The organism is Fusobacterium sp. (assembly GCF_032477075.1).
Lineage (GTDB): Bacteria > Fusobacteriota > Fusobacteriia > Fusobacteriales > Fusobacteriaceae > Fusobacterium_A.
In genome coordinates this window covers 20,939-47,676 of the sequence record NZ_JAWDXO010000039.1, presented here as the reverse complement: position 1 = coordinate 47,676, position 26,738 = coordinate 20,939, and the positions used below count along the sequence as shown (strand labels likewise).

The window sequence follows — 26,738 nt, the reverse complement described above, 5'->3', positions numbered from 1 at the left end:
ACTTGAAATATGGAAAACTTTTGGAGTAAATCCTTTTTATTGTTTTAAATGTAACACCAGAATGAAAGTTAAAAAAATATCATATTTTAATATACATACAGGCTCCATAAATAGCTGACTAACAATCAGCTTTTTTATGCTGTCAATTTTAATCTTATTCGATTAAATATATCTAATATGAATCCAAAATAATTAATATTTTTTATTTTTTCAGCAAATTTATCAAATTATAATTTCCTAAGAAATAAAAAAAAGCTCTTATGATAAGGGCTTTTTTAATTAATTTTTTTAATAAAAAAGAAAAACTATTTTTTTCAATATTTCTAGCTGCTTATATTTTTCCTGTTAATTGTTTTGCCTTTAGCAATAATTATTTTTGTTTATAAAAATTTTCAAGTATTTCTAAATATTCTTTTTCATCTTCTGTTTTAGATGAATATTTAAAACTAATTGTTTCATCATTTTTAAAATTTTCATATAATTTTGGATATAAAATTCTCGTTTTTTCTAAATTAAGAGGAGTTCTAGTATTTTGTTTTCCATTTTTAATCCCATTTCTCATTAAACCAGTACAATATATTTTTTCTTCTTCTTTTTCTTGTTTATTAATATAATTTATTATTATTTTCTTTTCTTTATCATTTAGATTTGGTATATTTTCAGGAATGCTATTAATAAATACAACAAATAAATATTTTGAGAAATCATTTATTTTATTTGAATCAACTTCAAAATATTTTATTAAAGTTTCTCTATCTATTAAAAATTTACTTGAATTTGCTTCTATAGTAATTTCCTTTTGATCTTTTTCTCGTATAAAAGTTAATTTTATAGAAGCATATTTATTTATTTTTTCAATTTTTTTTAATTTCTCTAAAATTAAAAAATAATTGAGTTTATTGTAATAAAAATTTATCAACGTTATTTTATGATTAATTTTATCCATTTCTTCTAATAGTTTTTTTATTTTTTCCATATAATACTCTTTCTAAATATTCTTTAATGAAAACAAAAAGAAGAAAATCCCTTTCTCTTTTAAAAATTTAATAATCAATAACTGAATGTCCAATTACCCGAAACGGTGGACTGTACGACCATCAGCTTGAAACATAGGTGTCATCACAATTTCAGGAATCTGTACATTATCAGGCAAATTACAAATATACATAACAGTATCTGCTATATCATCAGGAGTAAGAGCTTCTATTCCCTTATAAACTTTATCAGCTTTATCCTTATCTCCTTTGAATCTTATTACACTAAAATTAGTTTCAACTAATCCAGGTTTTATATTAGTTACTTTCACCTTTGTATCTACTAAATCTATTCTAAGTCCATCAGAAAGAGTTTTTACTGCTGCTTTAGAAGCACAGTATACTGCTCCTCCTGCATATGCTGCATCTCCTGCTACTGATCCAATATTTACTACAAGAGCAGGTTTATCTCTTTCTATCATTCCAGGTACTACTTCTCTTATCATATAAAGCATACCTTTTACATTTGTATCTATAACAGCATCTATATCTTTAGCAGAATTAGAATATATTTTTTCCATTCCTAAAGCAAGTCCTGCATTATTAACAAGTATATCTATATTTTTCCATTCTCCCTCAAGAGCAGCTAATTCCTTTGCAATCTCTTCATAATTTCTTGCATCAAGCTGCATAGCGAGTACCTTTACTTCATATTTTTTTTCTATTTCATTTTTCACTTCATTTAATACTTCATTTCTTCTTCCAGTAAGAATAAGATTAACTCCCATTCCTGCAAGTTTTTCTGCACAAGACTTTCCTATTCCACTTGTAGCTCCAGTAATCAAGGCAAGTTTCCCCTTTAAACGATTTTCATTACACATAAAAAATCCCTCCTTATTTTAACTGTTATAAATATAAGCTTCTTTTATTTTTTCAGCAGTATCATACATGTTACTTTCTATATCTATTTTCACGCTAAAATCAGCTGATATTCTATATAATATCTCTCTTTTAGAATGAAGCTCTTTTATTTTCTCAAACATATCATCTACATTAAGAAGAGGTCTTCCTTTACTATGTCTTACTCTTTCATATATACATTCAATAGTACAATCTAAATACACAATAAACGAAGTTTCTCTTAGAGTTTTTATATTTTCATTGTCTATAATGACTCCTCCTCCTGTAGCAATAATTATATTATTATCTAAAGATTCTTCATAAACAATCTCTCTCTCTAATTTTCTGAAATAAGCTTCTCCCTTTTCTTCAAATATTTCAGGGATAGTCATTTTTTCTCGTGCAGAGATCATTTTATCTATATCAATAAATTTCATATCTAAGTATTTGGCCAGAACTCTGCCTATAGTGCTTTTTCCACTTCCCATAAAACCAATTAGAGCTATATTATCCTTCATTTGTTCCTCCCTTGGTAATTATACCATTTCTTAAGTATAATTTAAAGTTTAAATCTAGAAATATTTTGGAAACTATTTATCTATTGTTTTTTTTTCGATTTATAAGTATAATTTAGAAAATAATATCAATTTTGGAGGAAAAAATGCTAGATGAAGTTTTGATTATCAACACAGGTGGAACTATAGGAATGGTAAATAGTGAAAAAGGTGATCCTAATAGTCCATTAAGACCAGCTAATGACTGGAATGAAATCGCAAAAGAACATCCTGTTCTTGAAAAATTTTCAACAGATTATTATCAATTTTCACCATTGATTGACTCATCAGATATGTCGCCAGAAATCTGGATCAATATAGCTGGTATAATTGAAAAAAATTATGAAAATTATAGAGGATTTGTTGTACTTCATGGAACTGATACTATGGCATTTACAGCTTCAGCTCTTTCATTCATGCTTAAAAATCTTGATAAGCCTGTAGTCTTGACTGGTTCACAGGTACCCTTACAGTTTCCAAGAAGCGATGCTCTTCAAAATCTTGTTACTGCCATACAAATAGCTGGTAATGATTTATATGGAGTAAAACTTGTTCCTGAAGTTTGTATTTTCTTTAGAGATACTTTAATGAGGGGGAACAGGTCAAGGAAAATAGATGCTACAAATTATTTTGGTTTTTCTTCTCCAAATTATCCTGCTATCGGAGAAATTGGTGGAGATATTAGAATAATAAAAGATAGAATTCTTGACAGACCTTTAAACAAAAATTTTTATGTAGATGGATATATGAATAATAAAGTTATTATTCTTGAATTATTTCCAGGATTAAATCCTCAATATTTGAAAACTATATTTGAAAGTACAGATGAAATAAAAGGTGTTATATTGAAAACTTTTGGAAATGGAAATGCACCTACCAATGAAGAATTTTTAAATGTACTTAAATATATTTCCTCTAAAGGTATAGTAATAGTGGATATTACTCAATGTACAAAAGGTTTTGTGAAAATGGGATTATATGAATCAAGTGCAAAACTTACAGATGCAGGTGTTATAAGTGGTGTTGATTTAACTCCAGAAGCTGCTGTTACAAAATTAATGTACCTTATAGGAAAGGAATATACTCCTGAAGAAATAAAAAAACTTATGCAGATAGATATGTGTGGTGAACAGACTATAAGCCAGTACAATTTTGTTTTTGATAATAATTCCTCTATAACTTCTGATAACTTTGAACTTGAAGTAACTATTCCAAGTACATTGAGAGAGGAGGATTTATTTGAAGCAGTAGTGAGAATAAAAGATATCACAGACAGGGAATTTATTGATAAAGAACTGAATGTAGCCGTTGCTATTGAAGGAAAAATTCATTATAAAAATGAAAAAATCTTAAAAATAAATAATAAAATAAATAAGGTTATAGCTCCTGATAAAAAAAATCTTCATACTATTTTTAATCATTCTATAAAAAGTATTATTGATGAAAATGAAATATTAAAGATAAAAATAAATAGCAATATGAAAATAAATTGGAAACAAATTAATTTTTCTGTTTACTCAGAATGCTTGAAATGATATAATAAATTTGTGATAAGATATTTTCATAACATTTAAAAAAAATATATTTATTTTCATTTTTATTAAATAAATATATAATTATTTAATCAGTATATTTTAATTGCGAACTTCATATATTTTTTGAAGCTTTTTTTGGTACTTTCTATCTTGAAAAATATTAATTTACCCTGTATCATTATTGTGAGGATATTAATTAGGAGGGGTAAGAATGGTAAAATGCAGATTAGAAAGCGATTCAATTGGAACTTTAGAAGTACCAGCAGACGCATATTATGGAGTACAATCTCTTAGAGGACAAAATAACTTCCACATTACTGGTTACAAAGTAAGTGATACTTTTATAAAAGCATTAGCATATGTAAAAAAAGCAACATCAAAGGCAAATTATGAAGCAGGAGTTATTCCACAAGAAGTAGAAGCTGCTATGATTCAAGCTGCTGACGAAATAATAGCTGGAGGATTTAGGGATCAATTTATCACTGATGTTATTCAAGGTGGAGCAGGAACTTCTATGAATATGAATATGAATGAGGTTATTGCTAACAGAGCTAATGAAATATTAGGTGGAGAACTTGGAAAATATGATAAATGTCATCCAAATGACCATGTAAACTATGGACAATCAACTAATGATGTTGTCCCAACTGCTGGAAAATTGACAGTTCAATTTATGATAAAAGATTTATTAGTTTCTTTACAAGAACTTTTTGATACATTACAAACTAAAGGAGAAGAATTTGACCATGTAATCAAAATGGGAAGAACTCATCTTCAAGATGCTGTACCTATTAGATTAGGGCAAGAATTCAGAGCATTTTCTGGTCCAGTAGCAAGAGATATCAAAAGAATAAAAGGAGCAGTAGAAGAACTCACTTATGTGAACATGGGGGCAACTGCTGTTGGAACTGGTATTAATGCTGATATTAATTATGTAGAAAATGTTGTCAGGATTCTTTCTGAAGTTTCTGGATTTGATTTCAAGCAATCACCAGATTTAGTTGATGGAACTAGAAATCTTGACAGTTTTGTATGGTTATCTTCTGCACTAAAAACTTGTGCTGTAAATCTTTCAAAAACTGCTAATGATTTAAGACTTATGGCTTCTGGACCAAAAGCTGGATTAGCAGAAATTGCTTTACCTCAACAACAACCTGGTTCTTCAATCATGCCTGGTAAAGTGAATCCAGTTATTCCTGAAGTATTAAATCAAGTATGTTTTCAAATTTTTGGAAATGATATCACTATAGTAAAAGCTGCTGAAGCAGGACAATTAGAACTAAATGTATTTGAACCAGTTTTATTCTTTAATCTATTCCAATCAATAGAAATATTAAAAAATGGAATTAAAACTTTCATAGATAATTGTTTGAAAGGGATCACAGCTCAAGAAGAAAACTGTAAAGCTTGGGTAGATAGAAGTGTTGGTATTATCACAGCTCTTAACCCACATATTGGATATAAAAATGCAGCTGAAATAGCTAAATTATCTATAAAAACTGGAACTCCAGTTGCACAAATAGTTCTTGAAAGAGGATTACTAAGTAAGGAAGATTTAGATATCATTTTAAATCCATTTGAAATGACTAAACCTGGAATCCCTGGAAAAGAACTTTTAAACAAAAGTAAATAATAGCTCACAAACCGTCAATCATTCATAAAAAACTCCCTGCATGAACAGGGAGTTTTTTATTACCCTTCCATTTTTCAATATTTTCGTTACTAAAAATAAATATATGTTTTATATATCGGTTAATATCAGTACAAATAATATAATTATAAAATAATTTTATATTATTTATTGACATATTGAAATAATTATTATATTATAACCTTATAATTAATTCGTAACTAAAATCAATTATTTCAAGGAGAAATTTTTATGAAAAAAAGACCTAATATTTTGTTGATAACTAGTGATCAACAACACTTTAACACCATAGGTGCTTTTAATAAGGAAATCCTTACTCCTAATCTTGATAGATTAGTTAAAGAAGGAACTACTTTTGACAGAGCTTACTGTCCTAATCCTACTTGTACACCTACCAGAGCATCTATTATCACTGGAAAATATCCAAGTCAGCATGGAGCTTGGACTTTAGGAACTAAATTATCAGAAAATGAAAATACAATTGGAAATATATTTAGAGAAAATGGTTATAGAAGTGCCTTAATTGGAAAAGCACATTTTCAGCCATTAGCATCTACAGAAGAATTTTCATCTTTAGAAGCTTATCCTTATTTACAGGACCTTGAATTCTGGAAAAATTATAAAGACAGATTCTATGGATTTGATCATGTGGAACTTGCAAGAAATCATACTAATGAGTCTCATGTAGGACAGCACTATGCTATCTGGCTGGAAGAAAAAGGATGTAAGAACTGGAGAAACTACTATTTAAGTCCTACTGGTTGCATGAGTGAAGAAGAGTATCCCAGACTGGAAATCTTAGTAGAAAAAGAAGGAAATATTCTTAACAGTAAGAGAAACTGGGGAAAATGGGAAATTCCTGAAGAATATCATTATAATTCATGGATAGCTGAAAGATGTAGCAGTATACTTGAAGAGTATAAAAATAATGATGAAAGTTTCTTTCTTTGGGCAAGTTTCTTTGATCCTCATCCAGAATACTTTATACCTGAACCTTGGGCATCTATGTATGATCCTGAAAAACTTACTATAGATGAAGATACTCTAAATGATGATCATAGATATAATCCGCCTCATTTTAAAAAAACACAGGAAGAAAATCCAGACTTCAGTGAATATAAAGAAACTGGATTCGGTATTCATGGAATGCACTCACATCTTCAAAAAAAAGAAGATATTAAAAAAGATCTTGCTTTATACTATGGAATGGTGTCAATGATGGATAAATATATAGGTAAAATTCTGGACAAATTAGAGGAATTAGGCCTTGCTGATGATACCATAATAGTTTTTACTACTGATCATGGACATTTTGTGGGACAGCATGGACTTATCAGAAAAGGTCCTTTCCATTATGAAGATCTTATTAAAATACCTTTTATTGTAAAATATCCTAACATTGTTCCTGAAAATAAGCTTTCTCACTCTCTTCAATCATTAGTGGATCTTGCTCCTACTTTTTTGAGTATGTGTGGAATAAAAATACCTTATGATATGACTGGAATAGATCAAAGCAAAGCATGGGCAGATGAAAATATAAAACTCAGAAATCATATTATTTGCGAAAATCATCATGAACCTACTACCATACATTTAAAAACTTATGTTGATGAAAGATATAAATTAACTGTATATTATAATCAGACATATGGAGAACTCTTTGATTTAAAAGAAGATCCTAAAGAATTGAACAATTTGTGGAATAATATAGAATATAAAGAATTAAAAAGCGAACTACTTTTAAAATATATTTGGGCTGAACTTGGAAAAGAACCAATGTGGATGCCAAGAATAAAACAGGCTTAATTAAAATATATTGATAATACATATTTAAAAGGGGTGAAGTATGAATCTATTAGCAGTGGTTACATTTATTTTCTTTACTGCATTAGTTGCAGTAATATCTTGGTATCTTACAAAAAATGAAAATCTTGATTCTAACAGTGGCTATTTTTTAGGTGGAAGAAGTTTGAGTGGTGTGGTTATAGCTGGTTCTCTATTATTAACTAATCTCTCCACAGAACAACTAGTAGGAATGAATGGAAATGCATTTATGGGAGGACTATCTGTAATTGGATATGAAGTAACATCTGGTATTACCTTAATTTTCATGGGATTATATTTTCTTCCAAGATACCTTACAAGTGGATTTACAACTGTTCCTCAATTTCTTGAAGAGAGATATGATAAGGTAACAAGAAATATAGTAGCAATTCTTTTTCTGATAAGTCTTGGAGTTATTTTTCTTCCTGTAGTATTATATTCTGGAGGAGTTGCTCTAAATTCTCTATTTAACATATCAGCAATGTTTGGAATATCAGAACAGGCTGCTCTCATTCTAACTATATGGGGAATAGGTATCATTGGAGGAATCTATGCTATATTTGGTGGATTAAAAGCAGTTGCTGTTTCTGATACTATCAATGGTGTTGGGCTTATAGCTGGTGGATTACTTATTCCTGTTTTAGGATTAAAAGTTTTAGGTGATGGAAGTTTTACTCAAGGAATTGAAAAATTAATATTAAATCATCCTGAAAAACTAAATGCTGTGGGAAATGCTGCTGCACCAGTTCCATTTTCTACACTTTTTACAGGAATTATATTAATCAATACATTTTACTGGTGTACAAATCAGGCAATAGTACAAAGAGCATTTGGAGCTAAAAGTTTGGCTGAAGGACAAAAGGGAGTTATTTATGCAGGATTCTTAAAAATATTTGCACCTATAATTCTAGCAATTCCTGGAATAATTGCTTTTCATTTATATGGAAATGAGATAACTAAAGGTGATTTTGCTTATCCTATACTTGTAAATAGAGTTCTTCCTACTCCATTAGTAGGATTCTTTGGAGCAGTACTTTTTGGAGCTATTTTAAGTTCTTTCAATTCTGCTTTAAATTCTGCTTCTACATTATTTTGCTTAGATTTATATAAACCTATTGTCAATCCTAATATAGAGGATAAAAAACTGGTAACAGTCGGAAAAATATTTGGAACTGTTCTTGGTATTCTTGCTATTTTAGTAGCACCATATATAGTAAATGCACCAAATGGATTATTTGAATTTATGAAAAAATTTATGGGATTTTTCAATGTTCCAACTCTTGTAATAGTATTTGTAGGCTTTTTCTCAAGGAAAATACCTGCTATTGCAGCTAAGGTTGCTATTTTTGTGTTCATGTTTCTTTATGGTATGATGCAGTTTGTGTATAAGGTTAATATAAGTTTTCTTCATGTACTAGGTATATTATTTCTTCTTTGTGTAGTAATTATGGTTATTATTGGGTATATAGCTCCTATGAAAAACCCATATGTACAGAGCAGAAAAGCTGAAATTTCTTTAATACACTGGAGATATGCAAAACCTATGAGTTCTTTAATAATAACAACAACTGTGTATGTCTATATACTCCTTTCTCGAAAGGGTTTAATTGGCCTTACAGAAAACATTGGAAATAAATTCATGGTAATAACTGCTGTCTATGTTATTTCTTCTGCTGTGCTATTTACTTTAGTGGATAAGATGGGAACAGCTAAAGTAAAAGAAACTGTAAAACAAACAGTATAACAAAACAAAAAACTGTTACACTAAAAAATATAAAATCAAAAAACTGAAAATCAGAGAAAGAAACATAATAAAAAAATAACATTATAATTTTAAAATAGTTTATTATATAAAAATACTGAAGTGAAGATTTAATTCTTTTATTTCAGTATTTTTTTAATAAAAAATAATTGAAAAAAATAAGAATATTCAATATGAAATCAGAAAAAAAACTAGTCATTTTTATTAAATAAAAAAAGCTGAAAGAATTAATAACCAATAAACAAATTACTAATTTCTAGCAGCCTATCATCTTACTTATAGCATATAAAATCTCTCTTTTAATACTGAAAATATTGGAGCACATCTTTCCTCTTTATCAGAAATACTGCTCACAGATATTATTTTTTTAAAATCAAATATTTGCTTGTTGTGAATATATCCAAAAAGATAATTGATAAATACATCATTTTTAAAGATATTACCACATAGAACTATTTTTTTAGGATAAAATAGAGTAAACATATTCAGAATTAAAATTGCCAGATAGTCTGCTGCCTCCTGAAGAGTTTTAAGCACAGCTATTTCTCCTGACTCTCCTGCTTTAAGTATAATATCAAAAGAAAGATTACTCTTATCTCCAGAAGTCAGAGAAAATATAATTGGAGTACTTTCCTTAGAATATATTCTTTCAATTTTTTCAAGAACAGCCCTTTCTGAGTAATTATTTTCAAAGCAGCCTTTTCTTTTACATATAGGACATATATTTTCATCATTATTGATTATTGAATGTCCTATCTCACCACTCAGTGAAGATTCTTTTTTAAAAAGTTCACTTTGAATAACCAGACTTCCTCCTACTCCTGTTCCATATTTTAGAAAAAAGAAATCAGAAAGTTCTTCATCTAAAAACATTTGATAAATAGCTAAATTTTTTACATTATTATTTACATAAATTGGAATCTCTAATTTATCCTCTATTATTTTTTTTAAAGGTACAGATTCATTCCAAAATCCAATAAAATTCATAGTAGAACCAGTATTAAAATCAATAGCTCCCACTATACTTATTCCTATTCCCAGCAAATCTTTCTTATTTAGACTATTCTCAGATATAAATTTTTTTGTCTCACTTATGAGTTCATTTAAAAAAATATATACTTCTGAAGTATCTCTGTTAAAATATTTTTGAGTCTCTACATCTCCTTTTAAATTAGTAAGAGTAAGTGAGAAAAAATTATTTTTTATATCTATTCCTATTATTTTTTTATAATCATAATTTATAGACAAAATTACTTTTTTTCTTCCTGGCTTATCACTATTTACCTCTCCGAGCTCTTTTATTATCCCCTGCTCCAGCAAATCAGAACATATTTCTGTAAGTGTACTTGGTGAAAGATTTATAATTTCTGAAAGGTCTTTTTTAGATGTATTGTTGTTTTTTCTTAATGCATTTAAGATTTTAGAAATATTTTTTTTCTTTATATCTTTTATTTTCATTGAAACCACCCTTTTATAATGCTAATATAATTATAGCATAGAGAAAGGAAATATTGTAAAATAAAAATTAAGTTCAATTTAAAAAAGTTTCAACAATTTTATGATTTTTTTCGTCTAATATAATGTTGTAAAAAGGAATAGCTCTATAACTTATTAATATAAATAATAGAAACATTCAACAAGGAGGCATCAATGGAAAATCTAAAAGAACAAATCAAAATTGAAAGAGAGAATATTCTTTCTTTGAAAAAGGAAATTGAAAAAAAAATAATTGGTCAAGAGGATATGGTAAGAAAAATCCTTATTGGTATTCTTACTGGTAACCACATCCTTTTAGAAGGACTTCCAGGATTGGCAAAATCTTTAACTGTAAATACTTTAGCTCAAACATTAGGTTTAAAATTTGCAAGAATACAGTTCACTCCTGATTTACTTCCCAGTGATATCATAGGTACTGAAATATACAATGAAAAAACTGGTGATTTTTATACTAAAAAAGGCCCTATTTTTGCTAATATAATACTTGCAGATGAAATCAATAGAGCACCTGCTAAAGTACAGTCAGCATTGCTTGAAGCTATGCAGGAAAAACAAATTACAATAGCTAGTGAAACTTTTAAACTGGATAGACCTTTTATTGTACTTGCTACACAAAACCCTATTGAGCAAGATGGTACTTATCCTTTACCAGAAGCACAACAGGATAGATTCTTAATGAAAGTAAAAATTGAATATCCTACAAAAGCTGAAGAAAAGGATATGCTTAAACTTCTCACTTCTGTAACTGATTTTGATTCTATTCAAATAGATGAAATATTAAACAAAGAAAAAATAGAAAAAATCAAACAGATTATAAGAGAAATTCATATAGATGAAAAGCTTATGGACTATATTCTTGATATAGTATTTAAAACAAGAGAAACTAATAATTATATTGCTTGTGGAGCATCACCAAGAGCTTCAATAGCACTTGTTGTATCTGCTAAAGCAAATGCTTTTTTAGAAGGAAGAGATCATGTCATTCCTCAAGATATAAAAAGAGTTATTTTTGATGTACTTCGTCATAGAATGATTCTTACATATGAGGCAGAAGCTGAAGGAAAAAAAGTAGAAGATATTATCACTGATATACTTGAAATAGTTGAGCTGCCATAGTCTGAATAGGAGGAGTTATGAACAGAGCAGAAATTCTTAAAAAAATAAAAAAGATAGAAATAGCTTCTTCCATACTTGCTGATGAATTATTTGCAGGAAAATATCGTTCATATTTCAAAGGAAATGGAATGGAATTCTCTGACATAAGAAGATACACTCCTGGAGATGATGTTAAGAAAATAGATTGGAAAGTAAGTGCAAGACAAAGAAAAACTTATGTAAAAGAGTTTACTGAAGAAAGAGAACTTGCTATATTTTTTCTTATTGATATTTCCAAATCAAACAGTTTTTATGCTAAAAAAGATCTATTATGTCAATTAGTAGGAAGCCTTGCATTCAGTGCTAATAAAAATAGTGACAAAGTAGGAGCCGTTTTATTTACAGATAAAATAGAAAAATTTATTCCACTAAAAAAAGGAAGAAATCATTCTCTTGTTATATTAGATAATTTATTAAGTTTTGAACCACAAGGTAAAAGAACAGATATATCCAAAGCACTTGATTTTCTAAACAAAATAGCAAAAAGAAGGGCTATTGTATTTTTAATCTCTGATTTTATAGATAGTGGTTATGAAAAATCTATGGCTGTTACAGCACAAAAACATGACCTTATTCCTATAAGGATTGCAGACAGAAAATATGAAGTACTTCCAAAAGGTGCTATATTTAATATGATAGATTCTGAAACAGGAGAAGAAACAGTAATAGAAAATTTTAATAAGGATATTACACTCAATGAAGATATTCCTAAAAATATACTCAATCTTTATACTGATGAGGATTATGTTGTTACTCTTTCTAATTTTTTTAAAAGAAGGAGGGCATTATGAAAAAAATACTGATTATAATTTTTATGACATTATCTCTTGTTCTTTCAGCAAAGGATATCAATGTAGGAGATACAATTACTTTACAAATAACAGGAGTATCCAAAGATAAAATAATAGATTCTTTTAAAAATACAGAATTTTCTATAGAGAATATAAAAGATGGAAAAGATGGTACAATTATTCTCTCTATAAGAGGATTTAAAACTGGTAAGAATATAATAAATATAGGTAACAAAGAAATAAATATAGATATAAAATCACTTTTAACTCCTGAAGATAAAGAAATATTTATTAACCTCTCTGATGAAAACAATAAGAATTTATTTCTTCATCAATTTCCATATGTAACTCTTATTAGTTCTATAACAGGAATTGGAGCTCTTTTAATTATTCTTTTTAGTTTAAAAATAAAAAAAGATAAAACTATTCTTCTTAATCCAGAAGAAAAATTTGAAAATGAAATGAATGCATTATCAGATGATAAATGGTTCTATGAAATGAGTTATGCACTTAGGGAGTATATCGATAAAAAATATGGATCTCACTTTATCAATGGTATTTATTCTCCAATTAAAAATCTTAATGATGAAGACATCAGATTCATTGAATGGTTAGATAATTATAAGTTTTCTAAAAATAGAGTGGACTATTTTCAGCAGAGTAAAGAAAAAGCTTTTGAAATATATGGAAAATTAAAGGAGGTAAAAGAATAATGTTTAAATTTGCATCACCATACTTCCTTATTCTAATACCTATTATCCTTTTTCTTTTTTTCAAAAAAAGAAAAAGTCAAGGAATTGAAGTTCCTGGAATAGAACCGATTAAAAAGTTTAAATTAAAAACCAAAAAATATCTTATTGGAAAATATTTCATGCTTTTTTCATTGATAATAATGACAGTTGCTTTAGCCAGACCTCAGCTATTATCAGAAAATAGAATTGTGAAAAAAGATGGTATTGATATTGCTATCTCCTTAGACCTTTCACAGTCTATGTTACAAGAGGATTTTACTCCAAACCGTCTGGAAAAAGCTAAAGAGGTTCTCAGTGAATTTATAGATAAAAGAGCAAATGATAGATTATCTCTTATTGTATTTGGTGGAGATGCCTATACAAAAGTTCCTCTTACATTTGATCATAATGTAATTAAAGAAATGACAGGAAAACTTACTGTTGATGATATAACAAGTAATACAAGAACTGCTATTGGTATGGGAATCGGAGTTGCTTTGAACAGATTAAAAGACTCTGAAGCAAAATCTAAAATTATAATACTTTTAACTGATGGAGAAAATAACTCTGGAGAAATGAGTCCATCTGCTGCTGCTGATATTGCTAAGGAACTTGATATAAAAATATATACTATTGGTATTGGAGCAAAAGAAATTAAAGTTCCTTCATTTTTTGGACATAAAACAATTCAAAATACAGAACTTGATGAAAATATGTTAAAAAGTATTGCTGAAACTACTGGTGGAGAATATTTCAGAGCCAGTGACAGTAAAGAGTTTAAAGAAATTTTTAATAAAATAGATACCTTGGAAAAAACAAAGATAGATGGAAGGACATTCTATGACAAGCATGAACTTTTTGAAAACTTATTAAAACTTTCTTTGATACTTTTAGTTTTAGGAATATTTTTTGAATATGTTTTCTATATCAGAATACCATAATAAGAGGTGAATAACTTGGAATTTGGAAATATAAATTATATTGTATATATAATAGTTCCTGCACTCATTCTCTTCTTTATGATAATTGGTATGAGTAAAAGAAACAGGATACTTGATATACTCAAATTAAAAAAATACAATTTTGTGCAAATAATTAAAATTATATTTATGACTCTTGGTGCCATTATGGTAGTTATAGCTCTATTATCTCCTCAAAAACTTTTAGATGAAGATACTGTTGAAGTTAAGGGATTAAATATATATGCTCTTATTGACACATCAAGATCTATGATGACTGAAGATGTCTATCCCAATAGACTGGAAGCAGCAAAAAGAACTTTAGAAAATCTTCTTCAAGGTTTAAAAGGAGATAGAATTGGATTTATTCCCTTCTCTGATAGTGCATACATCCAAATGCCCCTTACTGATGATTATTCCATTGGTAAAAATTATATTAACGCTTTAGACACTAATTTAATTTCTGGTGGTGGAACTGAACTCTACCAAGCCTTAGAGCTTGCTGAAAAATCTTTTAAAGAAATTAACAGTGACAATAAAACTATAATTGTTCTTTCAGATGGTGGAGATTTTGATGAAAAATCTTTAAAATTTGTAAAAGATAATAAAATGAATGTTTTCTCAATAGGTATTGGTACTGAAGAAGGAACTATAATTCCAGAATATATTAATGGTAAAAAACTTGGGTTTATAAAAGATCAATATGGCTCTGCTGTTGTGAGTAAACTTAACTCTGACTTTTTAAAGAAACTTTCTTCAGAAAGTGATGGAAAATACTATGAAGTAAATAACCTTAAAGATGACACTGCTAATTTCTTTAGGGATACTATTAATTTAGAAAGAAAAAATCAAAGGAATGAAAGTATGAAAATATATAAAAGATATTTTCAAATACCTTTAAGCATTGGAATGCTTCTTATTCTTCTTGGTTACTTCATAAGAGGAGGGGCAAAAGATGAAGAATAAAATAATATGTCTTGCTGTTCTTATACTTTCACTTGTGGCTTTTGCTGCTTCTTTTAATAGAACACAGGCTTATTACTACAACAGTAAAGGAAACTCTTTCTTTAAAGAAATGAAGTTTCAGGAAGCTCGAAATGAATATAATAAATCTTTAGAAATAAAAGAAAATAGTGAAGTTAGAAATAATATTATTAAATCTCTTTATGAAGAAAAAAAATATAAGGAAATCACTGAAACTCCCAGTACAGATTATTTTATCAGGGGAAATTCATATGCCTTTCTTGGAGATGAAGCTGTACAGCAAAATCCTGAGGAAGCTATAAAAAATTATAAAGCTGCTCTTGAGGAATATAAGCTTGCTATGAAAACTTCCAATGATGTTAATATTAAAAAGAACTACGAGATAGTTTTAAAAAAGATAGAAGATTTAAATAATCAGAATCAGCAAAACCAAAATAATCAAGATAAGCAAAATGATAAACAAGATCAGAATAATGAACAGGATAATAAGCAGAATCAGCAAAACCAAAATAATCAAGATAAACAAAATGATAAGCAGCAAAACCAAAATAATCAAGATAAACAAAATGATAAGCAAGACCAGAATAATGAACAGGATAATAAGCAGAATCAGCAAAACCAAAATAATCAAGATAAGCAAAATGATAAACAAGATCAGAATAATGAGCAGGATAATAAACAGGATCAACAAAACCAAAATAATCAAGATAAACAAAATGATAAGCAAGATCAGAATAATGAACAGGATAATAAACAAAATAATATTCCTCAAGGTGAGGTACAGCCTATAGACTCTAAAGATGAAGGAAGAGAAGGAGAAGTCAGAGCTATTCTAAAAAGACTGGAAGGTAATGAAAAGCAATCCTTTAAAAACAATGAAAGAGTTATAAATATAGGTACTGGAAATTCTAATAATAGATGGTAGAGGTGAAAAATGAAAAAACTTTTTAATTTACTGCTTTTTTTACTTATCAGCAGTTTTACATTTTCTGAAATAATCTTAGATGTCAGTAACAACGATCCATCTATAAATGAACCTATATCTCTACAGGTAAAATTTTTAGACAGTGACAAAAAAGATTATACAATAGATGGAATAGAAAATTTTAAAATAGCTTCTAAAGGAAGTCAATCAAATTATTCTATAATAAATGGTAAATCTACAAGTTCAAAGTCAGATATATACACTATAATTCCTCTTAAAGAGGGAAGTTTTACTTTAAAAGTAAATGGAAAAAATGAAACTTCAAATTCTATAAATATAAATGTTTCAAAAAAAGCCAAAGTTAATGTTGAAGGAAAAATAACCCTTCAGGATAATTTGAAAGAAAAAAATACTTTTTATTTTGGTCAAAAAATACCATTTGAAGAAAAATTATTGACTACTGTTCCATTGAGAAATCTGCAATATATAGACAGACCAAACTTTGGAGATCTTTCTGTAAAAGATATAACTCCTGCAAACAACAGAGGTGGTTATACTGAAAAATATTTCACTGATGAAAATGGGAAGAGAGGGTTAGAAATAACTCTTTATCAAGCTCTGTTACAGGCTAATTCCTCTGGAGAAAAATTAATAAAGGGTGGATATGTTGGTGTAACTGAAAGTAATCCCAATGACAATTTTGTATTTGGAAGTACTTCTGCACCTGTATATCTAGGTGCCAAAGAAATGGATATTAATATTCTTCCTCTTCCAGCTGGAAAACCAGCAGGTTTTCAAGAAATTGTTGGAGAGTTGAAAGGAGATTATTCTTGGAATAATGACAAAATAAAATTTGGAGAATCTGTAGTTCTTACTTTAAAGCTGTCTGGAGATGTTAATCTGGATATGCTTGAAAAGGTTATTTCTAATAATTTTTCTGATTTTAATGTTTTTGAAAGTTCTAAAGAAAGTGGAGAAAGAATTGTAAATGGAAAATATTATGCAGAAAAAAACTTTGAAATAGCTTTTATTCCTAAAGTAACTGGTAAAATAAATATTCCAGCTATTAAAATTCCATATTTTGATACAATAGATAAAAAATATAAAGAATTTGAAATTCCTGGAAAAATGATAGAGGTAACAGGTTCTTCTAATGGAACAATTGTTCCTGCTACAACTAATGTTCCACCTGTAGGCAATACTCCTGCTGCTGTACCAGCTTCACCAGCAGCAACAGAAAAAATTGATATATCTTCTATTCCAGATTCACAGATAGAAAAAATTAATACAGCAGATAATAAGCTTATGATTGGAGTTATAATTCTTTCATTATTAGAAGCAGGTATTATCATATTTCTTATATTAGATAGAAAAATATTAAAAAATTCTTCTATTCCAAAACTAAAACAAATGAAAAAAGCAAAAGATGATAAAGAATTTTATAATCTTTATTGTGAGCTTATGAAAGAAAAATTTGATTTTAGTCCAAAAGCACATTTAGAAGATAAACTGGTAAAAAGTGGAGCCAGTGAAAAAATAATTGAATTGAATAGAGAAATTGAAAAGAAAATCTATGCTTTTGAACCATTAGATAGAAATGAAATATTGAGAACACTTAAAAAGGAGTTAAAAGGATGAAATATAATTATCTGACAATGGATATAAATATTGCTTATAGTATGTTGAATATGAAATTAAGAGATTTTTATTCATCCATTGAAGATCTTTGTGAAGATGAAGGAGTGGATAAAGAAGCTCTTATCTCTCGTTTTAAAGATAATGGATTTATTTATAATAATTCTACAAATCAATTTACAAATATATAAGATGAAAAGTGAGAATATGTCGTAAATTCATTTTCACAGAAACTATTGGTTAACAGGGATTAATTTCTATATTGTATAGGAATTAATCCTTTTAATTTAATTTTAATTCTCTTATTTTAATAATTTATATATTTTTCTATTCTGAATTTTAACTAATAATACTTATAATATTTGCCTTAAACTTATTTATTTTCTTTAATATATACTATTTGATTGTGAAATAAAATATTAGATTAATTTAAACCTTTATTATTTTAAAAATTGATATTCTCCAAATATATAATTGAACTTTTTATATTTTTCTGATATAATCCTACATTAGAATAAAGTTTAGTATTTTTTATCTTTTTAATATACTAACTTTTTAACAAAATAATATATGTGAGGAGCTGAAAATGAGTAATTTAAACAGTCAAACAAACATTGAAAAGGATTCTGAATATTCTCTTTCTGCTGTACCCTTTTCAAAAAAAACACAGGGTTTATGGACAGCAATGGTAGTCCTTGTAGGATTTACATTCTTTACACCAAGTATGACTGCTGGCGGTAATCTTGGTATTGGTTTGAATATGGCAAATTTCTTTTCCGCTATGATTATTGGAAATGCATTTCTTGGGATATATTGTGGAACTTTAGGATATATTGGACAAAAAACTGGACTCACTCTTGATCTTCTTGGACACCATTCTTTTGGTACAACTGGTTCTTTTTTGCCTTCTGCACTTATAAGTTTTACACAAATAGGTTGGTTTGGAGTAGGAGTTGCAATGTTTGCCATTCCTGTATCTGGTCTCACTGGAATTCCTGTATGGATTCTTATTGTTATTACTGGTATTGTAATGACTCTTACTGCATATTATGGAATAAAAGCTTTAGCTGTCTTAGGTTCTATTGCTGTTCCTCTGATTGCTGTACTAGGAATATTTTCACTAAATTGGGGAATAACAAAAGTTGGTGGATTTATGAATATATTTTCAGAAATTCCTGAAACACCATTAAATCTTGCTACTGGTATAGCTATTGTTGTTGGTTCTTTTATTTCAGGTGGAACTGCAACACCTAATTTTACACGTTTTTCTAAAACTGCAAAAATAGCTGTTATGGCTACTGTAGTTGCTTTCTTTATTGGAAACTCCATTATGATGATATTTGGAGCTGTTGGAGGAGCTGTTACTGGAGTTGCTGATATCTTTGATATACTTATTCTTCAAGGTCTTGCAATCCCTGCTGTTATAACTTTGGGACTTAACATTTGGACTACTAATAATAATGCTCTTTATACTGCTGGACTTGGAGTTTCAAATATTACTAAAATACCTATGAAACCAATGGTCCTTTTAGGAGGAATAGTAGGAACTGTCACTGCTGTGTGGCTATATTATAACTTTGTTGGATTTCTTAATCTGTTAAGTGGTATGATTCCTCCTGTAGGTGCTGTTATCATTCTTCATTATTTTACTCACAAATCTGAATATGAAAACAAAAATTATAAATATAAAGACTTTAACTTTTCTGGTATTTTTGCTGTTATAGTTGGTGCATTAATTGGTATATTTATTCCTTGGGGAATAAAACCTTTAAATTCTCTTGTAACTGCTGGTATAGTGTTTATAATTCTTGATAATTTGCTTGATAAAAATAAAAAATAATTGCAAAAATAAATACTAATTAAAAATTTAATTTAGATAATATTATTATATAAGGAGGTAATCAGTGCTTATCAAAAATATATTTATTGAAAATAGAAAAACTGCTTCTGATATCCGTATAGAAGATGGAATATTTAAAACTATTGCTCCATCTCTTGAAGCTCTTCCAGGAGAAGAGATTATAGATTGCACAGGTAAATCAGCTTTTCCTCCATTTATAGAAAGTCATGTACATCTTGATACATGTCTTACAGCTGGAGACCCTGTATGGAATATGTCTGGAACTTTATTTGAAGGAATTGAATGTTGGTCTAAGAGAAAAGAAAAACTAAATAAAGAAGATGTAAAAGATCGTGCTCGTCGTGCTATAAAAATGCAGGCTTCTAATGGTATCCAGCATGTACGTACTCATGTAGATGTTACTGATCCCACTCTTGTTGCAATGGAGGGAATGCTGGAACTCAAGGATGAATTAAAAGATTTTGTAAATATACAAATAGTTGCATTTCCTCAAGAGGGCATATTAAGCTATCCCAATGGAAAGCAACTTTTAGAAAATGCTGTAAAAATGGGAGCTGATTGCGTAGGAGCTATTCCTCATTTTGAATTTACTCGTGAATATGCTGTTGAAAGTGTAAATTTCTGTATGGAACTTGCTGAAAAATATGGACGTTTAGTTGATGTACATTGTGATGAAATAGATGATGAACAATCAAAAGGGTTGGAAGTGTTAGCCTGTCGTGCTCTTGAAAGCGGCATGAAAGATATGGTAACTGCCAGTCACACTACTGCTATGCACAGCTATAACAATGCTTACTGCAGTAAATTATTCCGCCTTTTAGGAATGAGTGATATTAATTTTGTATGCAATCCTCTTGTTAATACACACCTTCAAGGAAGATTTGATACTTATCCAAAACGTCGTGGTGTTACTCGTGTAAAAGAACTTCTTGCCAATGGAAATAATGTTTCTATGGGACATGATGATATATTTGACCCTTGGTATCCTCTTGGAGATGGAAATATGATGACTGTAGTACATATGGGACTTCATGTGTGTCAAATGATGGGATATGAAGAAATTCTCAACAGTTATAAACTTATTACTCATAATGCAGCTCGTACTCTTCATTTAGGAAGCTCTTATGGTATTAAGGAAGGAAATCCTGCTAGCTTTATAATACTAAACAACGATAACTTCTACAATATATTAAATAAACAAAATGAAGTATTGTACAGTTTTAATTGTGGAAGAATTATAGCCTCTGCTGTTCCTGCTGTAAAAAAAATATTATTCTAAAAAATGAGGGTACAAAACCCTCATTTTATTTATTTCACAGTATAAATAAACTCCTGACTTGGATAGTCAAACACTGTTATAAGATTTCCTTCTGAAAAACCAGCCTTTTTATATAATTTTCTAGCTCCTTCTCCTTTTATATCTCCATCTCGATAAGTAATCACAGACAACTTTGTTCCTGTCTCAAATAAAGAAATAAATTTTTTTATAAGTTCTGTTCCAACATTTTTCTGTCTATACTCAGTATGTACTGCTAAAAAACTGAGTTCTTTTTCTTCATATGAAAAAGCTAAAGCTCCTATGACTTTTTCTCTATTCTTAACTACTAGGGTTTCTTTTTTTTCTATTTTCTCAATTAATATATCTTTATAGCACTTCAAATCTAATCCAGGAAAATTGCCACTTACAAGTTTAACAAGTTCTACCCAACTTTCAAAATCTCTCTTTTCTCCAAATACAGCTTTCATAATATCTCCTATATCAATGCCACTATCTAAAAGAGAGAAAGAAATCATTCTCTCTATCTCAACTTTTATTTTATATCTTCAGCCATTCTCTATTTAAACACTTTTTCTGTAAACTATTAAAAAATCTTTCAGCATGAAATCCATCACATACTGAATGATGTACCTGTATAAAAAGAGGTTTATTTGCTTGTTCTTTTCATTGGTTGACTCCTTTGAACTACTATAAGTTAAAAACTTTATTTTTTCATTATCTCTTCAATTTCATTGTAATATTTAGGCATTTTTTCTCCTAACCTTCTGGCACCATCAGCAGTAATAACAAAATCGCCCTCATATCTCATTCCACCAAATCCAAAATACTCTTCTATTTTTTCATAGTTTAAATATTCTATAAACTTTCCTGCTGCTTTCCATCTTTTCACAAGTTCAGGAATAAAATAAATTCCTGGTTCAATAGTGAATACATATCCTTCTTTTAATACTCTTGCAAGTCTTAAAGATTTCAACCCAAACTGCATATCTCTAGGGAAACTTTCATATCCTACAAGGTCCTCTCCAAGATTTTCCATATCATGTACATCTAATCCCAGCATATGCCCTAGTCCATGAGGGAAAAACACAGCATGAGCCCCAGCTTTTACAGCTTCATCTGCATTTCCTTTCATCAGTTCTCTTTTTATCATTCCTTCAGCCAATACTTTTGCCACAGCCAAGTGTACATCTTTATAATTTATTCCTGGTCTTACCATTTCCTCTGCTTTTTCAAACATTTCTATTAATAGAGAATACATATCTTTCTGCTTATCACTGTATTTTCCATTTACAGGAAAAGCAGTTGTCATATCTCCACAATATCCTTCTTTGCTCTTTGCTCCACAGTCAAGAACAATCATATCTCCATCTTCTACAGTATTATCATAGTTATGATTATGGAGTATATGCCCATTTTTAGTAAATATAGTAAAAAATGAAGTTTCTCCATAATATTTCTTTGTTACAGCTTCAATAGCTGCAACTACTTCATATTCTTTCATTCCTGCTTTTACAGTTTTCATAGCAGTAATATGCATTTCTTTTGTTATATTTACAGCTTTTTCTATTTCTTCAATTTCTATTTGTGATTTTATATTCCTTTGATCTATGATAGCTTTTATTAAATTCAAAGATGTATAATCATCATATTTAAAGGGGTCTAATCCTAAATCTTTGCTTAATTTCATTATATTATCTGCTCTATATTGAGGTATCAAAAGAAAATCTCTTCCATCTTTTTTTAATTGAGCTGCAAATTTTTCAAATTCTGACATCTCAATAAAATTTTCTATTCCTACTTCTGCTGCATAAGTTTTAAGAAGTTTTTGTTCTCCCATCCACACTATATCATCTAATGTAAAATCAGTTCCAAATATATATTCTTTATCATTATCTATATCTATTACTCCTATAAGGCTTGGAATATCCATTCCAAAATAGTAAAGAAATGTTGAATCCTGATTAAAAGAGTAACAATTATCTTTATAATTTCTAGGTGAATCATTATTTCCTGGAAGAATCACAACCCCTTTTCCCAGCTTTTTTTTAAGTATTTCTCTTCTCTGAATATAAATTTCTCTTCCCAGCATTTTTCCCCCTTAATTTCTTTTAGTTTTAAATTAATATCTTATTTTATAATATATTATTCCAACATATTCTCTTAGAAGCAATCCTAACTTTTTAAAATTATTATATTCAGGAATATAATCAAAGAAGTTTTCAGTTCCACTTTTAGCCATAAAATCACAAGGAGCAGGATAAAATATTAATCCCCTCTCTCCCTTATCAAAAGTTTTTACACTTCGTGGCATATGAAATGCCGATGTAATTAATACTGCTTTTTTTTCCTTAGCTTCTTCCATCATTTCTTTTATATATACAGCATTCTCTTTTGTATTTCTGCTTTTTTCCTCTATTACAATATCTTTGCTCGGTATCCCTAAAGCTATTAGTTCTCTTCTGTATACAGAACTTTCACTTTCTTTATCCTGAAGGGGCATCCCTCCAGATATATATATTTTTTTAGGATACTTATTATAAAATTGTGCTGTCTTCATTATTCTTGTATTAGCACCTTCTGCTGGTACATTTCCTCCAGCACTGTTTGGTATTATCCCTCCACCTAAGAGAATGTAAACATCTGCATCTTGCAATTTTACTGCTGATATTAATGGATATTCGCTCTCTAATTTAAAAAGAAATTTATCTATAAAAAAATCACTTGTTCCTAAATAAGTTCCAATTCCAATTAAAATCAAAATAATTCCAAATTTTATCTTCCTATTGAATATATTTTTTAATCCTATATAAAGAAAAATTAAAATAAATGGCAGTGGTGATAGCAACATTGATGAGATTATTTTTTCAAGAATAAACATACACAGCTCCTTTATATCTAAGTTCTTTTTTATATATTACTATAATTTGTTAAAAAATAAAAGAATTTTTAAATCTTTCTCCAATATTTATAAAATATAAAAGAAAAACAATTAATCTATACTTTACAAGAAGAAAAAATAGAGAAAAAACTCAAAATAATGAGTTTTTTTCTTAAATTTATAATACACATTCCATTTTTATATCAGCTTCTTCGTATTTATTTCCATCACATTTTAGTTCTATAAATCCATATTTTTTATACAAATGAAGAGCCGCTTTTAATTTATGATTTGAATAAAGTATTAGCTTTTTTGCTCCTTTTTCTCTTGCTTTTTCAAAACACATTTCCATTAATAAACTTCCAATTTTTTTCCCTTGATATCCATCACTAACAGCAAGTTTTAATACTTCAAAATCACCATTTTCTAACTTCCCTAATGAAACAGTTCCTACACATTCATTATCTATTTCAGCTATATACACAAACCCACCTTTATCCACTATTTTTTCTTTAGGATTATTCAGCATCTCTTCATCTACAGGTTCCAGTAAATCATACTTTAAAAGCCATTCATAACCTATTTTTTTAAATCCTTTGAGATGCCTCTCTTCAAATTCTACTACAAATATCTCTTCCATTTATCTCACTCCTAAAATAAAGAAGAGACCACTCAGCAAATTTCTTCACTGAAAATGGCCTCTGTAGTTATAATATTATGCTTTTCTGCTTTCAATTATTTTTTTAGCTAATACCTCTGGTACTTCTTCATATCTTGCAAACTCAAATCTATAATGGCCTCTTCCTTGAGTCATAGCTCTAAGATCAAGAGCATATTTCAATATTTCAGCTTGTGGAACTTCTACATTTAATACTTGTTCTCCATATTGATTAGGTTCCATTCCTAATATTCTTCCTCTACGCTTATTCATATCACCCATTACATCTCCCATGTAATTTTCAGGAACTACAATTTCAAGTTTCATTATAGGTTCTAAAAGAACTGGTTTTGCTAGTTCCATACCTTTTTTAAATGCAAGTATAGCTGCCTGTTTAAAAGATATTTCATTAGAATCTACTGGATGATATGATCCATCAAATATTGTTGCTTTAAAGTTGATAACAGGATATCCAGCAAGAATTCCTTTTTCCTTTGCTTCAAGAAGTCCTTTTTCAACTGCTGGCATATATGTTTTAGGAACTACCCCACCTTTTACTTCATCAGCAAATTCAAATTCATTTTTACATGGTTCAAATTTAATATGAACATCTCCATATTGTCCTGCTCCACCAGATTGCTTTTTATGTTTTCCTTGAACAGAAGTTGTTCCTTTTATTGTTTCACGATAAGATACAACTGGTTCAGTAAGCACAGCATGTACTCCAAATTTATTCTTTATTTTACAAAGAATTACATATAGATGTTTTTCTCCCTGTCCACCAATTAATAACTGTTTAGTTTCAGAGTTTCTATACATAACAAATGTAGGATCTTCCTCCATCATTCTTTGAAGACATGTACTCAATTTTTCATCATCAGCTTTTTGAGCAGGTTCTACACTTGAATATAGACAAGCTTCTGGAAGTTCAATATTATCATAAACTATAGGTTTATCTTTATCACAAAGTGTATCTCCTGTTTGAGTAAACTGTAGTTTAGTTGTAGCTCCAATATCTCCTGCTACAAGTTCTTGAGCTTCTTCCTGTTTATTTCCTCTTAAATATATAATCTGAGCTATTCTTTCTTTTTTATTTTTATTAGAATTTAATACTTCAGTATCTTTTTTTAATATTCCTGAATTTATTTTAAATAATGATATCTTACCAATAAATGGGTCAACAAGAGTTTTGAAAACTATTGCTGAGAAAGGTTCATCCTTAGATATTTTTCTAGCTTCTGGTTCTCCTGTAATAGGATTAGTTCCTATTTTCTCTCCATTAAACATTTCAGTTGGTGTAGGCATATAGTCAGATATCATCTTAAATAAAGTATGAACTCCTATACCCTGTATTGCTGACCCAACTATTACAGGAACTATATCACCTGAAATTACACCTTTATGCAGTCCGATTTTAATTTCTTCCAGAGTAAATTCTTCTCCATTAAAATATTTATCCATTAATGTTTCATCAGTTTCTGCTACAGCTTCAAGAAGCAAATTTCTTACTTCTGATATATCTAAATCTTCAGGTATAGGTCCATCTACACACTCTACACCATTAAATATTCTTCCTATTAATTCCACTACATTTACAAACCCTTTAAACTCTTCTTTATCACCAATTGGTACACAGAAAGGAGCAATTTTCTTTCCAAATTTTTCTTTCATTTCATGTAACAGTTTCTCATAATTAATATATCCCTTATCCATCTTATTGATAAAAATTATTCTTGGAAGTTTTCTTTCCTCTAATATTCTCCATGCTTTTTCAGTTCCTACTTCTACTCCTGATGTAGCATCCATAACTATAACTGCACTTCCTGAAACTCTTACTGCTGAATATACTTCACCAGAAAAATCAAAATATCCTGGAGTATCTAGAAAATTATACTTACAATTACCATATTCTACAGGAACTATTGATGTATTTATCGAAAATAGTCTACGAGTTTCCTCTTTATCAAAGTCTGATACTGTTGTTCCCTCTTCTACAGATCCCATTTTGTTTGAGAATTTAGAAATATACAGCAAAGCTTCTGTAAGAGTAGTTTTCCCACTTCCTCTATGTCCTAAAAGAGATATATTTCTTATGTTGCTTGTTTCAAAATTTCTCATAATTATGCCCCCTTATTGTTTTGGAAAGTTCTTTCTGATATTTTGTTTTTAAATCATTGTACTATTG

At 28.8% G+C, this 26,738-nt stretch carries 22 protein-coding genes and 3 pseudogenes; 14 read left to right on the top strand and 11 right to left on the bottom strand.

Translation table 11 applies throughout. The features are described 5' to 3' along the window. Nucleotides 1–370 precede the first annotated feature (370 nt). From E6771_RS13490 to E6771_RS13480, 3 genes are all read right to left on the bottom strand, one after another. Nucleotides 371–976: a DUF6037 family protein gene (locus tag E6771_RS13490; protein WP_316091863.1), complete on the bottom strand. Its 606-nt coding sequence runs from the start codon at nucleotides 974–976 to the stop codon at nucleotides 371–373. 93 nt (nucleotides 977–1,069) lie between these two features. After that, on the bottom strand, nucleotides 1,070–1,855 hold the full coding sequence (locus E6771_RS13485) for an SDR family NAD(P)-dependent oxidoreductase (RefSeq protein WP_316091862.1): 786 nt from the start codon (nucleotides 1,853–1,855) through the stop codon (nucleotides 1,070–1,072). An 18-nt stretch (nucleotides 1,856–1,873) separates the two neighbouring features. Further along, nucleotides 1,874–2,392, bottom strand: a complete 519-nt coding sequence (locus E6771_RS13480) for a shikimate kinase (RefSeq protein WP_316091861.1) — start codon at nucleotides 2,390–2,392, stop codon at nucleotides 1,874–1,876. 143 nt (nucleotides 2,393–2,535) lie between these two features. Here E6771_RS13480 and E6771_RS13475 point away from each other — a divergent pair. The 4 genes and pseudogenes from E6771_RS13475 to E6771_RS13460 all read left to right on the top strand — a co-directional run. Continuing rightward, a pseudogene (locus E6771_RS13475) lies at nucleotides 2,536–3,567 on the top strand (asparaginase); the annotation flags it as partial. A gap of 607 nt (nucleotides 3,568–4,174) precedes the next feature. Beyond that, nucleotides 4,175–5,596, top strand: coding sequence for an aspartate ammonia-lyase (locus E6771_RS13470; RefSeq protein WP_316091860.1), 1,422 nt, complete (start codon nucleotides 4,175–4,177; stop codon nucleotides 5,594–5,596). 249 nt (nucleotides 5,597–5,845) lie between these two features. Next, on the top strand, nucleotides 5,846–7,420 hold the full coding sequence (locus tag E6771_RS13465) for a sulfatase (RefSeq protein ID WP_316091859.1): 1,575 nt from the start codon (nucleotides 5,846–5,848) through the stop codon (nucleotides 7,418–7,420). A 40-nt stretch (nucleotides 7,421–7,460) separates the two neighbouring features. Beyond that, a complete protein-coding gene (locus E6771_RS13460; RefSeq protein ID WP_316091858.1) occupies nucleotides 7,461–9,182 on the top strand; it encodes a solute:sodium symporter family transporter in 1,722 nt (573 codons plus the stop codon). A 294-nt stretch (nucleotides 9,183–9,476) separates the two neighbouring features. Here the strand turns inward: E6771_RS13460 and E6771_RS13455 are convergent, their stop codons facing one another. Next, nucleotides 9,477–10,658 (bottom strand): ROK family transcriptional regulator, encoded by a 1,182-nt coding sequence (locus tag E6771_RS13455; RefSeq protein ID WP_316091857.1) that lies wholly within the window; start codon nucleotides 10,656–10,658, stop codon nucleotides 9,477–9,479. Between the two features lie 192 nt (nucleotides 10,659–10,850). Here E6771_RS13455 and E6771_RS13450 point away from each other — a divergent pair, with 192 nt between their 5' ends. From E6771_RS13450 to E6771_RS13415, 8 genes are read left to right on the top strand one after another with little or no spacing between them, the layout of a single operon-like run. Then, nucleotides 10,851–11,813: a MoxR family ATPase gene (locus E6771_RS13450; protein WP_316091856.1), complete on the top strand. Its 963-nt coding sequence runs from the start codon at nucleotides 10,851–10,853 to the stop codon at nucleotides 11,811–11,813. A gap of 17 nt (nucleotides 11,814–11,830) precedes the next feature. Then, nucleotides 11,831–12,643: a DUF58 domain-containing protein gene (locus E6771_RS13445; protein ID WP_316091855.1), complete on the top strand. Its 813-nt coding sequence runs from the start codon at nucleotides 11,831–11,833 to the stop codon at nucleotides 12,641–12,643. Beyond that, the gene (locus E6771_RS13440) at nucleotides 12,640–13,356 is read left to right on the top strand and encodes a hypothetical protein (RefSeq protein WP_316091854.1); all 717 of its coding nucleotides are present in this window, start codon (nucleotides 12,640–12,642) and stop codon (nucleotides 13,354–13,356) included. The genes E6771_RS13445 and E6771_RS13440 overlap by 4 nt, the downstream gene beginning before the upstream one ends. Further along, complete coding sequence (locus E6771_RS13435; RefSeq protein ID WP_316091853.1) at nucleotides 13,356–14,315, top strand: VWA domain-containing protein; 960 nt, start codon at nucleotides 13,356–13,358, stop codon at nucleotides 14,313–14,315. The genes E6771_RS13440 and E6771_RS13435 overlap by 1 nt, the downstream gene beginning before the upstream one ends. A 15-nt stretch (nucleotides 14,316–14,330) precedes the next feature. Then, the gene (locus E6771_RS13430; RefSeq protein WP_316091852.1) at nucleotides 14,331–15,299 is read left to right on the top strand and encodes a vWA domain-containing protein; all 969 of its coding nucleotides are present in this window, start codon (nucleotides 14,331–14,333) and stop codon (nucleotides 15,297–15,299) included. Then, complete coding sequence (locus tag E6771_RS13425) at nucleotides 15,289–16,242, top strand: hypothetical protein (protein ID WP_316091851.1); 954 nt, start codon at nucleotides 15,289–15,291, stop codon at nucleotides 16,240–16,242. The genes E6771_RS13430 and E6771_RS13425 overlap by 11 nt, the downstream gene beginning before the upstream one ends. Before the next feature lie 9 nt (nucleotides 16,243–16,251). Continuing rightward, nucleotides 16,252–17,880, top strand: coding sequence for a BatD family protein (locus tag E6771_RS13420; protein WP_316091850.1), 1,629 nt, complete (start codon nucleotides 16,252–16,254; stop codon nucleotides 17,878–17,880). Then, nucleotides 17,877–18,068 carry a DUF4250 domain-containing protein gene (locus E6771_RS13415; protein WP_316091849.1) on the top strand — a complete coding sequence of 64 codons (192 nt, stop codon included), beginning with the start codon at nucleotides 17,877–17,879 and terminating at the stop codon, nucleotides 18,066–18,068. Before E6771_RS13420 ends, E6771_RS13415 begins: the two co-directional genes overlap by 4 nt. A 59-nt stretch (nucleotides 18,069–18,127) precedes the next feature. Here E6771_RS13415 and E6771_RS16055 read toward each other — a convergent pair. After that, nucleotides 18,128–18,184: pseudogene (locus tag E6771_RS16055) on the bottom strand (IS3 family transposase); the annotation flags it as partial. 279 nt (nucleotides 18,185–18,463) lie between these two features. Between E6771_RS16055 and codB the strand changes: the two are divergent. Further along, nucleotides 18,464–19,717: a cytosine permease gene (gene codB, locus E6771_RS13410; protein WP_316091848.1), complete on the top strand. Its 1,254-nt coding sequence runs from the start codon at nucleotides 18,464–18,466 to the stop codon at nucleotides 19,715–19,717. 64 nt (nucleotides 19,718–19,781) lie between these two features. After that, the gene (gene codA, locus E6771_RS13405; RefSeq protein WP_316091847.1) at nucleotides 19,782–21,017 is read left to right on the top strand and encodes a cytosine deaminase; all 1,236 of its coding nucleotides are present in this window, start codon (nucleotides 19,782–19,784) and stop codon (nucleotides 21,015–21,017) included. 29 nt (nucleotides 21,018–21,046) lie between these two features. Here the strand turns inward: codA and E6771_RS13400 are convergent, their stop codons facing one another. The 6 genes and pseudogenes from E6771_RS13400 to fusA form a co-directional block, all read right to left on the bottom strand. Further along, complete coding sequence (locus tag E6771_RS13400) at nucleotides 21,047–21,484, bottom strand: GNAT family N-acetyltransferase (RefSeq protein ID WP_316091846.1); 438 nt, start codon at nucleotides 21,482–21,484, stop codon at nucleotides 21,047–21,049. A gap of 70 nt (nucleotides 21,485–21,554) precedes the next feature. Continuing rightward, nucleotides 21,555–21,662, bottom strand: a pseudogene (locus tag E6771_RS16050) (CatA-like O-acetyltransferase); the annotation flags it as partial. Between the two features lie 58 nt (nucleotides 21,663–21,720). Beyond that, nucleotides 21,721–23,106 (bottom strand): aminopeptidase P family protein, encoded by a 1,386-nt coding sequence (locus E6771_RS13395; protein ID WP_316091845.1) that lies wholly within the window; start codon nucleotides 23,104–23,106, stop codon nucleotides 21,721–21,723. Between the two features lie 30 nt (nucleotides 23,107–23,136). Next, nucleotides 23,137–23,895: a YdcF family protein gene (locus tag E6771_RS13390; protein ID WP_316091844.1), complete on the bottom strand. Its 759-nt coding sequence runs from the start codon at nucleotides 23,893–23,895 to the stop codon at nucleotides 23,137–23,139. A 178-nt stretch (nucleotides 23,896–24,073) separates the two neighbouring features. Further along, a complete protein-coding gene (locus tag E6771_RS13385; protein WP_316091843.1) occupies nucleotides 24,074–24,535 on the bottom strand; it encodes a GNAT family N-acetyltransferase in 462 nt (153 codons plus the stop codon). A 75-nt stretch (nucleotides 24,536–24,610) separates the two neighbouring features. Further along, complete coding sequence (gene fusA / locus E6771_RS13380) at nucleotides 24,611–26,671, bottom strand: elongation factor G (RefSeq protein WP_316091842.1); 2,061 nt, start codon at nucleotides 26,669–26,671, stop codon at nucleotides 24,611–24,613. Nucleotides 26,672–26,738: the final 67 nt, after the last annotated feature.

What these genes read in the sequence shown, in the direction of transcription:
- E6771_RS13400 (WP_316091846.1), bottom strand. Translation starts at nt 21,484, where the DNA reads ATGAAAGCTGTATTTGGAGAAAAGAGAGATTTTGAAAGTTGGGTAGAA.
- E6771_RS13435 (WP_316091853.1), top strand. Translation starts at nt 13,356, where the DNA reads ATGTTTAAATTTGCATCACCATACTTCCTTATTCTAATACCTATTATC.
- E6771_RS13480 (WP_316091861.1), bottom strand. Translation starts at nt 2,392, where the DNA reads ATGAAGGATAATATAGCTCTAATTGGTTTTATGGGAAGTGGAAAAAGC.
- E6771_RS13455 (WP_316091857.1), bottom strand. Translation starts at nt 10,658, where the DNA reads ATGAAAATAAAAGATATAAAGAAAAAAAATATTTCTAAAATCTTAAAT.
- E6771_RS13445 (WP_316091855.1), top strand. Translation starts at nt 11,831, where the DNA reads ATGAACAGAGCAGAAATTCTTAAAAAAATAAAAAAGATAGAAATAGCT.
- E6771_RS13450 (WP_316091856.1), top strand. Translation starts at nt 10,851, where the DNA reads ATGGAAAATCTAAAAGAACAAATCAAAATTGAAAGAGAGAATATTCTT.
- fusA (WP_316091842.1), bottom strand. Translation starts at nt 26,671, where the DNA reads ATGAGAAATTTTGAAACAAGCAACATAAGAAATATATCTCTTTTAGGA.
- E6771_RS13460 (WP_316091858.1), top strand. Translation starts at nt 7,461, where the DNA reads ATGAATCTATTAGCAGTGGTTACATTTATTTTCTTTACTGCATTAGTT.
- E6771_RS13415 (WP_316091849.1), top strand. Translation starts at nt 17,877, where the DNA reads ATGAAATATAATTATCTGACAATGGATATAAATATTGCTTATAGTATG.
- E6771_RS13390 (WP_316091844.1), bottom strand. Translation starts at nt 23,895, where the DNA reads ATGTTTATTCTTGAAAAAATAATCTCATCAATGTTGCTATCACCACTG.
- E6771_RS13420 (WP_316091850.1), top strand. Translation starts at nt 16,252, where the DNA reads ATGAAAAAACTTTTTAATTTACTGCTTTTTTTACTTATCAGCAGTTTT.
- E6771_RS13425 (WP_316091851.1), top strand. Translation starts at nt 15,289, where the DNA reads ATGAAGAATAAAATAATATGTCTTGCTGTTCTTATACTTTCACTTGTG.
- E6771_RS13385 (WP_316091843.1), bottom strand. Translation starts at nt 24,535, where the DNA reads ATGGAAGAGATATTTGTAGTAGAATTTGAAGAGAGGCATCTCAAAGGA.
- E6771_RS13465 (WP_316091859.1), top strand. Translation starts at nt 5,846, where the DNA reads ATGAAAAAAAGACCTAATATTTTGTTGATAACTAGTGATCAACAACAC.
- codB (WP_316091848.1), top strand. Translation starts at nt 18,464, where the DNA reads ATGAGTAATTTAAACAGTCAAACAAACATTGAAAAGGATTCTGAATAT.
- E6771_RS13485 (WP_316091862.1), bottom strand. Translation starts at nt 1,855, where the DNA reads ATGTGTAATGAAAATCGTTTAAAGGGGAAACTTGCCTTGATTACTGGA.
- E6771_RS13470 (WP_316091860.1), top strand. Translation starts at nt 4,175, where the DNA reads ATGGTAAAATGCAGATTAGAAAGCGATTCAATTGGAACTTTAGAAGTA.
- E6771_RS13490 (WP_316091863.1), bottom strand. Translation starts at nt 976, where the DNA reads ATGGAAAAAATAAAAAAACTATTAGAAGAAATGGATAAAATTAATCAT.
- E6771_RS13395 (WP_316091845.1), bottom strand. Translation starts at nt 23,106, where the DNA reads ATGCTGGGAAGAGAAATTTATATTCAGAGAAGAGAAATACTTAAAAAA.
- E6771_RS13440 (WP_316091854.1), top strand. Translation starts at nt 12,640, where the DNA reads ATGAAAAAAATACTGATTATAATTTTTATGACATTATCTCTTGTTCTT.